Annotated in this window: 9 protein-coding genes; 6 read left to right on the forward strand and 3 right to left on the reverse strand. The window is 66.9% G+C overall.

The window, feature by feature from the left end; all coding sequences use genetic code 11:
* Positions 1–34: 34 nt before the first annotated feature.
* From pstS to BN972_RS26490, 3 genes are all read right to left on the reverse strand, one after another.
* The gene (pstS, locus tag BN972_RS26480) at positions 35–1105 is read right to left on the reverse strand and encodes a phosphate ABC transporter substrate-binding protein PstS (protein WP_167659611.1); all 1071 of its coding nucleotides are present in this window, start codon (positions 1103–1105) and stop codon (positions 35–37) included.
* A gap of 118 nt (positions 1106–1223) precedes the next feature.
* Entirely contained in the window at positions 1224–2153 is a 930-nt protein-coding gene (gene mshD / locus BN972_RS26485; RefSeq protein WP_036365373.1) for a mycothiol synthase, read from the reverse strand.
* Positions 2150–2914: a winged helix-turn-helix transcriptional regulator gene (locus BN972_RS26490; RefSeq protein ID WP_036365375.1), complete on the reverse strand. Its 765-nt coding sequence runs from the start codon at positions 2912–2914 to the stop codon at positions 2150–2152. Before BN972_RS26490 ends, mshD begins: the two co-directional genes overlap by 4 nt.
* Positions 2915–3085: 171 nt before the next feature.
* Here BN972_RS26490 and lmeA point away from each other — a divergent pair, with 171 nt between their 5' ends.
* The 6 genes from lmeA to BN972_RS26525 all read left to right on the forward strand — a co-directional run.
* The gene (gene lmeA / locus BN972_RS26495) at positions 3086–3892 is read left to right on the forward strand and encodes a mannan chain length control protein LmeA (RefSeq protein WP_036365378.1); all 807 of its coding nucleotides are present in this window, start codon (positions 3086–3088) and stop codon (positions 3890–3892) included.
* 362 nt (positions 3893–4254) lie between these two features.
* Positions 4255–5088, forward strand: coding sequence for a sulfurtransferase (locus BN972_RS26500; RefSeq protein WP_036365381.1), 834 nt, complete (start codon positions 4255–4257; stop codon positions 5086–5088).
* Position 5089: 1 nt separating this feature from the next.
* Positions 5090–5392, forward strand: coding sequence for a DUF1416 domain-containing protein (locus BN972_RS26505; RefSeq protein ID WP_036365384.1), 303 nt, complete (start codon positions 5090–5092; stop codon positions 5390–5392).
* A gap of 183 nt (positions 5393–5575) precedes the next feature.
* Positions 5576–6184, forward strand: coding sequence for an FABP family protein (locus BN972_RS26515; RefSeq protein WP_051545843.1), 609 nt, complete (start codon positions 5576–5578; stop codon positions 6182–6184).
* A gap of 110 nt (positions 6185–6294) precedes the next feature.
* Positions 6295–8661, forward strand: a complete 2367-nt coding sequence (locus BN972_RS26520; RefSeq protein WP_036365396.1) for a hypothetical protein — start codon at positions 6295–6297, stop codon at positions 8659–8661.
* Between the two features lie 106 nt (positions 8662–8767).
* Positions 8768–9491 (forward strand): toll/interleukin-1 receptor domain-containing protein (locus BN972_RS26525; protein ID WP_158497703.1); only part of this gene is annotated, 724 nt, incomplete at its 3' end.

The raw sequence follows: 9491 nt of genomic DNA on the forward strand, positions 1-9491 counted from the left end.
CGAGCCGGCCCGGACGAACCCCGTGCACGAACCGTTACTGCACTGCGCCGATCGCGGCGACCAGGCGCTCCTTGACTTTATCCGGCAGCGGGACGTACCCGGCGGAAGAAAGACCCGTTTGGCCGCTGTTGACCGCGGTGGTGAGAAACGCCTTGACGGCCGTGGCAGTGTCCGGGTCGTAGCCCTTCGAGCACACGATCTCGTAGGTGGCCATCACCAGCGGGTACGAGGTCGGTTCCGTGGCAGCGAACATCGGGCTCAACTCCAGCACCAGGTCATTGCCCCGGGCGGCGAATGTGACGGCATTGGTGGCGTTGCGGGCGGTCTGATCGGTGAGCGCCACCACGCCGTTGCCGGTATCGAGTTGTGCGAACGGCACGCCGGCACGGTCGGCGAAACCCTTCTCCACATAGCCGATACCGCCCGGGGTGGCCTGCACCCCCTGGATGACGCCGGCCGACCGCTCGGCGCCTTCACCGACGCCACCCTGGAATTCGGTGCCGACACCACGCGCCCAACTCTGGGGTGCGGCTGCCGTGAGGTACTTCTGGAAGTTGTCGGTCGTTCCCGACGAGTCCTTCCGGTAGATCGGCGTGATCTTGGTGTCGGGAAGAACCACACCGGGATTGAGTGCCTGCAGTATCGGGTCGTTCCACATCCGGATCCCGCCGCTGAAGATCTTGGCCAGCGCATCGGCGTCGAGCACCAACTTCGGCACGCCGGTCAGGTTGTACACCAGCGCGATCGGACCGAACACCAGCGGCAGGTCCCAGGCGGGATTTCCGTTGCAGCGTCTGGTGGCCGGATTGATCTGGGTAGCGGTCAACGGCGAATCTGATCCGGCGAAGTCGACATGGCCGGCGACGAACTGCGCCCGGCCTGCGCCGGAACCAGTTGCGTTGTACGCCACGGACTTCCCCGGGCACAGCTGGCCCCACACCTGGTTGAACATCGCGACGGCGATCTGCTGCGCCGTCGACCCCTCCGCGGTCAGCTTGTCCTTCCCGCCGCAGGCGCCACCGCCGGCAGGCGACCCCGAGATGGGTGTCGAGGCACCGCGGTTGTCATCGCTGCCGCAGGCCGTCACAGCTGCCCCACAGGCCATTGCGGCCACCGCCAGGGCTGTTGCCCTTTTCACCGAGGCGAGTTTCACCGATCCCGCTTCCGCCGATACTGTCCCGCCACGGTATGCCCTCTTGCTGAGACCGACACGCAGGCGATGCTCAGTTTCCGGCGGGTGCCGCCGCGTAGGCGGTGTCGACGCTGTAGACGCTGAAGCCCGTCTTCTCATAGGTTCGCACCGCGGCCGCGTTGTCGGACTCGACATAGAGCAGTGCCGTGGGATTCGGGCGGTCGGCCAGTCGCTGAGCCAACGACCTGAGCCCGATGGCCGTCAACCACTGGCCCAGCCCGCTGCCCTGTGCGGCGGGGTCGACGCCCAGCACGTAAACCTCGCCCAGCCCGGCGGGGTCGGGATGCACCTTGGTCCAATGGAAGCCCAACAAGACCTCGGATTGCGGACCGGCGAAAGCCAGGAAGAGTCCGTCCGGGTCGAACCAGGGTTCGTTTCGCCGCTCGTCGATCTCGGCGTCGGTCCACCCGCCCTGCTCCGGGTGGTAGGCGAACGCGGCATTGTTGACCCGCAGCAACTCGGCGTCGTCGGACGAGCCGCGGTAGGTGCGGACGTGGACGCCGCGCAGCCGGTCGGGAATGACCGGTTCGGCGATATCGCGCAGCGGGCGGCGCATTTGCAGCAGCTCACGGACGGCGATTAGGTCCAACGCCGCCGCGGTGGCCTTGGCGGCATCCAGCGTGCCGTGGGCCCAGAATTGGTTGCGGCCATCGGTTTTGGCCAATGCCGCGCGCGCCAGTGCCGCGCCGATGCCGTGGCGCCGGGCGCGTGGGTGCACCACGAGTTCCGCCATCTCTCCGGCCGCATCGCGCGGCGGCGTCAGATTGAGGTAACCGGTGATGACCTTGCCGGCGGATTCATCGATGGCCAGCAGGTGGTCGGTGCGTTGGTGCGGCAGTTCCCGCAACACCTGCTCGCCCACCGGCGCGACCCCATCGGATTCGGTCGCCGCAGAGACGAGTTCACGTATTTGCTGCTGTTCCTCGGCGGTCAGCGCCGAGCGCCATTCGGGCGTGGTCACTGACTGCGCAACGGGTCGCCCACTGGTTCTCCCAGACCGTCGGCCTCGGCGTCGGCCTGGTCATCCTCGGTCTCGGCGGCCGGCGCCCGCCCGCGCGCCGGGCGCACCGCCTTGTAGCCCACGTTGCGGACCGTGCCGATCAGCGCTTCGTGCTCGGAGCCGAGTTTGGCGCGCAGGCGACGCACGTGCACGTCGACTGTGCGGGTGCCACCGAAGAAGTCGTAGCCCCACACCTCGTGTAACAGCTGAGCGCGGGTGAATACCCGGCCGGCGTGTTGGGCCAGATACTTCAGCAACTCGAATTCCTTGTAGGTGAGGTCCAGCGGCCGGCCGCGCAGCCGGGCCGTGTAGGTGCCCTCGTCGATCACCAGCTCACCCAGGCTCACCTTGCCCGCGCTCTCCTGGTCGGCCAGGCCGCCGCGACGGCCGACCACCAGCCGCAGCCGGGCGTCGATCTCCGCCGGCCCCGTACTGGGCAACAGAATCTCGTCCAGGCCCCAGTCGGCGCTGACGGCCACCAGCCCGCCCTCACTCACCACCGCGAGAACCGGAACCGACCGGCCGGCCGTGCTGAGCAGGCGGCACAGCCCGCGCGCGGCCGACAGATCGTTGCGCGCGTCGACGAGCACGGCATCAGCGTTGCCCGCCTCCAGTAGTGAAGAAGCCTCGGCCGGCGCTGTCCGCACGCTGTGGGGAAGCAGCGACAGCGACGGCAGGACGGGGTCCGGGTACAGCTCCGAGGTCAGCAGTAATAGGTCCAACTAGCCCCTCCAGCCTCGTGGTTAGGCCTCCCAAACTCATCGCGACATATGACGTTAGCGGTCAGCTCACCTAACGATAACTTGCTACCTGGGCTTTCGCCTCGCGACGAGCCTGTCCGAGATCGACGTCACCAATACAACACGGTCCACCGGCGATGTCACAATGTCCGGGTGCGCAGGGTGTTGATCGGTGTCACCGCGGCGATAATCGGCGTCGGGACCATCGCGCTGGCGGCGCTCGGCGTCGATTATGGCGTCAGCATCTACGCCGAGTACCGGCTGTCGGCGAGCGTGCGTAAGGCGGCCAACCTGCATTCCGACCCGTTCGTCGCCATCCTGGCTCTTCCGTTCATCCCGCAGGCCATGCGCCACCACTACACCGAACTGGAGATCAAGTCCGGCGGCGCCGAGCAACCGGAGGTCGGCCGGGCGACGCTGGAAGCCACCATGCACTCGATCGACCTGACCGACGCGTCCTGGTTGATCGAGCCGGACGCCAAGCTCGCGGTGGAAGAGTTGGAGAGCCGCATCATCATCGACTCCGTGCATCTGGGCCGCTACCTGGGCATTACCGACTTGATGGTGGAAGCGCCGCCACAGGAGTCGAACGACGCCACCGGCGGAACCACCGAATCCGGGATATCCGGCAGCCACGGTCTGGTGTTCAGCGGCACGCCGAAATCGGCCGGCTTCGATCGCCGGGTCAGCATCTCGGTCGACCTGTCCACCGCCCCGGAGGACCCGGCCACCCTGATCATCACGCCCACCGGCGTCCTCACCGGACCCGATACCGCCAACCAGGCCGTTCCTGATGACAAGCGGGCAGCGGTGCTCAAAGCGTTCAGCGCCAGCGTGCCGCGCCAGCGACTCCCCTTCGGGGTCGCCCCGACCACCGTCGGGGCGCGCGGCTCCGACGTCATCATCGAGGGCATCACCCGTGACGTCACCATCACGTTGAGCGATTTCCGGCAGTCCTGATCGCCGGACAGATGGGCCCGCGATGGGCCGCGACGGCGCTGTTGGCTTCATCACTATGTCATTGGGTAAGCTTGCCGACGTGTCAACCCGCATCGAGCGCATGCTCACCAACTGCCGCACGGTTGAGCCGTGCCGCGGCGCGGGTTGTTGCTGTTGCTGTAGCTGTTGAGTAGCCGCGCCGATCTGCGCAGCACTCGAAGCAGCCCCGGAATCCCACTGTGGCATGTCTTCCGCGCAACAGGCGTACCTAGGAGTAATCCGTGCCTTGCCCTTCCACCACCCGGGTGCGTGGCTGGCCGCACCTTTGCACGTAGCACCCGCCGCTGACCACCTTTAGAGAAAGAGATCGAAAGGAACCCACCATGGCACGCTCCGACGTCCTGGTCTCCGCCGACTGGGCAGAGAGCAATCTGGATGCCGCAGACGTCGTCTTCGTCGAAGTAGACGAGGACACCAGCGCTTACGACGGCGGCCACATCGCCGGCGCGATCAAGCTGGACTGGCGCACCGACTTGCAAGACCCGGTCAAGCGCGACTTCGTCGACGCCCAGCAGTTCTCCAAGCTGCTCTCCGACCGGGGTGTGTCCAATGACGACACCGTCATCCTCTACGGCGGCAACAACAACTGGTTCGCCGCTTACGCGTACTGGTACTTCAAGCTGTACGGCCACGAGAAGGTCAAGCTCCTCGACGGTGGCCGCAAGAAGTGGGAGCTCGACGGCCGCCCGCTGTCCAGCGAGCCGGTCAGCCGGCCCCCCACCTCCTACTCGGCGTCACAACCGGACAACAACATCCGCGCGTTCCGCGACGACGTGATCGCCGCCATCGGGGTCAAGAACCTGGTCGACGTGCGTTCGCCGGACGAGTTCTCCGGCAAGATCCTGGCTCCGGCGCACCTGCCGCAGGAGCAGAGCCAACGCCCGGGCCACGTCCCTACCGCCATCAACGTGCCATGGAGCAAGGCGGCCAACGAGGACGGCACGTTCAAGTCCGACGAAGAACTGGCCAAGCTCTACGCCGACGCGGGACTGGACGGCTCCAAGGAAACCATTGCCTACTGTCGAATCGGGGAGCGTTCCTCGCACACCTGGTTCGTGCTGCAGGAATTGCTCGGCCACAAAAACGTCAAGAACTACGACGGCAGTTGGACTGAATACGGCTCCCTGGTGGGCGCCCCGATCGAGTTGGGAAGCTGACATGTGCTCTGCACCTAAGCAAGGACTGACGTTGCCGGCCAGCGTCGACCTGGAGAAGGAAACGGTGATCACCGGTCGCGTCGTCGACCGGGACGGCCAGGCCGTCGGTGGCGCATTCGTCCGCCTGCTGGACTCCTCCGACGAGTTCACCGCCGAGGTCGTCGCGTCCGCCACCGGCGATTTCCGGTTCTTCGCCGCTCCAGGATCGTGGACGCTGCGCGCGTTGTCGCGGATCGGCAATGGCGACGCTGTGGTCGCGCCGTCCGGTGCGGGCATTCACGAGGTGGACATCAAGATCGCCTGACGAACCCACTCGGGCCGGTCCTCCCTGGCGCGGTCGGAAGAATAGAATCATTTCCGTGGTGCTGTTCTTCGAGATCATGCTGGTCCTCGCGACCGTGGTCATTTCCTGGTTCGCGCTGTACGCGCTGTATCGGCTGATCACCGACGAGTCGTGACCTCCTCCGAGGAGCCGGACGCCGGCGGCATGTCGCAGGCGGCGGAGCGCTCGAAAGTGACCGCCGCGCGCAATATTCCCGCGTTCGACGATCTGCCGGTGCCCGCCGACACCGCGAACCTGCGCGAAGGCGCGAACCTCAACGATGCGTTGCTCGCGCTGCTGCCGCTGGTGGGCGTGTGGCGTGGTGAAGGCGAGGGCCGCGGCACCGACGGCGATTACCGGTTCGGTCAGCAGATCATCGTGTCTCACGACGGCGGCGACTACCTGAATTGGGAAGCCCGGTCGTGGCGGCTGGACGCCGAGGGTGAGTACCACGAAATCGGGTTGCGGGAGACGGGCTTCTGGCGGTTCGTCCGCGACCCCGACGACCCGAGCGAATCGCAGGCCATCGAACTGCTGCTGGCGCATTCGGCCGGCTACGTCGAGTTGTTCTACGGGCGGCCCCGTAACCAGTCGTCGTGGGAACTGGTGACCGACGCGCTCGCCCGAAGCCGGTCCGGTGTGCTGGTCGGGGGCGCCAAACGGCTCTACGGGATCGTCGAGGGCGGTGACCTCGCCTACGTCGAGGAGCGAGTCGACGCCGACGGCGGCCTGGTCCCGCACCTGTCGGCGCGGCTGTCCCGCTTCGTCGGCTGAGGCCGGCCCTGCGCATCGTATTCGCGTCCCTGTCTTGCCTTTCCGCAAACTTGCGCGTGTACTGTTCGCGTCCTAGCAGCGGGGTCTAGCAGCGACGGAAGGCGGGCCGGATGCGCCAGAAGAGGACGGTCCCGCCGCCCGTGCGGTGGGCCGTGTCGGCCCTGGCGGTGCTGCTGATCTGCTATCTGGCCGCAGTGGCGTTGCATCCCGCCATCCCGGACTGGCTGCCGGCCGGGCTGGGCTGGTTCGGCCGGCCGGGTTCGATGGCCACGACCACGATCGTCGTCGGCGTCTTGATCGTGTGCGCGATGACCTTTCGCTCCAATACCAGCCACCGGTTGGTGGGTGTGTCGTTCACGGTGATCGCGGTGCTGATCACCATGAGCGCGATCTTGGGCCTGAGCGCGTACTGGAACTGCCACGACGAGAACCACCCGGCCGTCTTCACGCCGCTGATGCTGACGGCTCAACTGATCAAGGGCAGCAGCGGCGATTACTCACTGGGCGGTCGGGTGTGCCCCAGCCCGACCCCGGTCGGCCTCGAATTGGCACGCATGGCAGCGGTTTCGGCGATCTTCACCGGATTGGGCGGCGTGGTGGTCGGCGTTTTTCGTTCCCAGGTGGACCGGCTGCGGGCGAATCTCGCCGACTCCGTCACCGCCATCGTCGGCGTGGACGATGACACCGAATCGATGGTCAGCGGCGTCGCGCGGACCCTGGACCGGCGCAGCACTCTGGTCGTCATCACCAGCGCCGGCGACGACCGGCTGCAGCGGCTCCGCCGGCTGGGCGCCCGGGTGGTGCTGGTGCACTTCAACACTCCCTCGACCCTGGTGTCGCTGCGGCTGTGGCGGAACCTCAGCCGGTTGTATCTGATGGCGGCCGACCCGGCGGTCAACATGCTGCGGCTGGACCTGATCGGCCGCCGGCTGGCCGAAGTCGCCGACAAGCGCCGGTTGCCGTTGATCGTGCGCATCGACGACCCGTGGCTGGCCGAGGCGTGGCGCGCCCAGCAGTTCGGCGGATCGGACACCCGCTGGGCCGCGGACGTGGTGGGCAAGTACGAGGTGACCGCCAGCCGGCTGCTCGACGGCATCATCGCGACGGGCCGCACCAAGCGGATATTCGTCTGCGGCACATCGCAATTGACGTTGGCCCTGTGCGCGGACCTGACCCGCCGGGCACTGGAACGCGATTTCTACACTCCGCCCGGCGCACCCGCGCTGCCGGCCCTGACCCTGGTGGAAAGGGACGCCGACGAGTATCTGCGGGATCACCAGTTCTACCGCGAGCAAGCTGGTTTCGCCTCCGACGGACCCGCGATCGACGGGGTGCCGGAGGCCCCGACGATACCCACCTTGTTGCGGCTGATCGGCGAGACCGACCCGACCACCAGCGCCGTGATCCTGGTCGACACCCACTCCGCGACGACCGGCACCCGCCTGGCCGCCCGGTTCCCCGAAATGCCGGTCTACACTTCGGATCTCAACACCAGCATCGACGACGATTCGATTCAGGTCGTCGGGTTGCTGCAGTCCTACTCGCTGGTGCTGGACACCCGGGAGGGCCAGGTTCAGGATGCCTGGGAGCGCGCCGCACGCCTGATCCACGAGCGGTATGTGGCAACCATCGACCCGAGCTGGCCGCGGGGCCCGGCGTCGGTGCCCTGGATCGAGCTCGACGAGTTCTACCGCGGGTCCAACCGCCGCCAGGTGCGTAATGCGTTGTGGATGGTCGAACAGATCGCGGGTCACACGTGGAACACCTGGGGCAGCCCACCGGCCCAGTTGTCGGGCCGCGACATGGCGGATTCGGCGCCGCTGGAACAGCTTTCACGGATGGGCTTCGACAAGTACTCGGCGCTGGCCATGGCGAAGGCTGAGCACGAGGACTGGTGCCGCTACTACCGCCGCAACGGCTGGAAATACGGAAAGCCACGCGACGACGCCCGCAAGATCCACGACAAGCTCGTCGACTGGTCCGACGTCGAGAACAACCCGGACCTCCTCGACGCCGCGGTGCGCAGCCTGGCCGCCACGCTGTGGAGCCTGCGTCAGCTGGGCTATCGGTCACGTCCGCTGTGGCGGACCTTCACCCGGGTAGGCACCGTGGCCGCAACCCAGCGCGATGCGCCGTGGTCGTGGAAGTCGGAGTCCGGGCACACGATGCACGCCGACGCCGGCGACTGGGAGGTGCAGTCGGACGGCAAGACCTGGTCGGTGCGCGACGATATCTTCCACGCCACCTACGAGCCGGCCGGTGACGGGCTGTGGCGTCGCAAAGGCGTGGTGCAGGCCCGTCCGGCCCAACCCGGCGAGACCGTCAACACCTTGGAAGGACCGACGGTCGCCGCCGACGGCGACTGGGTGGTGCGCGGCGCCGAGGGCGAACAGTGGCCGGTTCCCGGTCACGAATTCAAGCAGCGTTACACCGAATTTCACCCACCGGAACAGGCTCCCGTCCCGCACGGGGACTGATGCAACCCGAGTTTGCCCACATGATTGCTGCCGCTAATACCATGCGCTACCGTCGCATGACGGATTCGCCGGATATCTCCCTATGCCCTCCATCGAGGAGACCGCTGTGGCCATCTTCATCAGCTACTCGAGCCAAGACAGAACCGCGCTCGAAGCCCTCACCACCGCGCTGAAACGCGCCCAGCAGAAGGTCTGGTTCGACCAGGAGCTCGGCGGCGGCGACGCGTGGTGGAACGCGATTCTGGAACAGATCCGCTCCAGCGAGGTGTTCATCGTCGCGCTGTCCAACAATTGGCTGCAGTCCAAGCCCAGCCAAGCCGAATTGCGCTACGCGCAGGCACTCAACCGCCCAATCCTGCCCGTCAAGGTCGGTCCGGTGGACAGCGTGCGGGTGAATCCGGTTTCGACGTTGCAGATCATCGACTACCAGAACCCCACCGTGGATGCCGGTATCCAGTTGGTCACCGCGATCCATGCGCTGCGGGAGAAGGCCCCGCCGCTGCCTTCGCCGCTGCCCGAAGAGCCGCCGCTGCCGTTCGGCTACATCATGCGGCTCGGCAACACGCTGTCTGAGAAGGAGCTGACCCCCCAGCAGCAGCTCCAGCTGCTGGTCGAGCTGCGATCCGGTCTCGATGAAGACGGCGACGATCCCCAGCGCCCGCAGCGACATCGCCCAACTGCTGCGGATGTTGCGGATGCGGCACGACGTCACCTACCGCACGCGCACCGAAATCGACAACGTGCTGGCCGAGATCGAGGCAAGGACGGCTCTAGAACCGCACAGACAGCGGCTGCGGCCACAGCGCCGGCCCAGGCCGGCACCGACACCG

It is taken from the genome of Mycobacterium asiaticum DSM 44297 (assembly GCF_000613245.1).
GTDB lineage: Bacteria > Actinomycetota > Actinomycetes > Mycobacteriales > Mycobacteriaceae > Mycobacterium > Mycobacterium asiaticum.

What these genes read in the sequence shown, in the direction of transcription:
- pstS (WP_167659611.1), bottom strand. Translation starts at nt 1,105, where the DNA reads ATGGCCTGTGGGGCAGCTGTGACGGCCTGCGGCAGCGATGACAACCGC.
- BN972_RS26500 (WP_036365381.1), top strand. Translation starts at nt 4,255, where the DNA reads ATGGCACGCTCCGACGTCCTGGTCTCCGCCGACTGGGCAGAGAGCAAT.
- BN972_RS26505 (WP_036365384.1), top strand. Translation starts at nt 5,090, where the DNA reads ATGTGCTCTGCACCTAAGCAAGGACTGACGTTGCCGGCCAGCGTCGAC.
- BN972_RS26515 (WP_051545843.1), top strand. Translation starts at nt 5,576, where the DNA reads ATGTCGCAGGCGGCGGAGCGCTCGAAAGTGACCGCCGCGCGCAATATT.
- BN972_RS26520 (WP_036365396.1), top strand. Translation starts at nt 6,295, where the DNA reads ATGCGCCAGAAGAGGACGGTCCCGCCGCCCGTGCGGTGGGCCGTGTCG.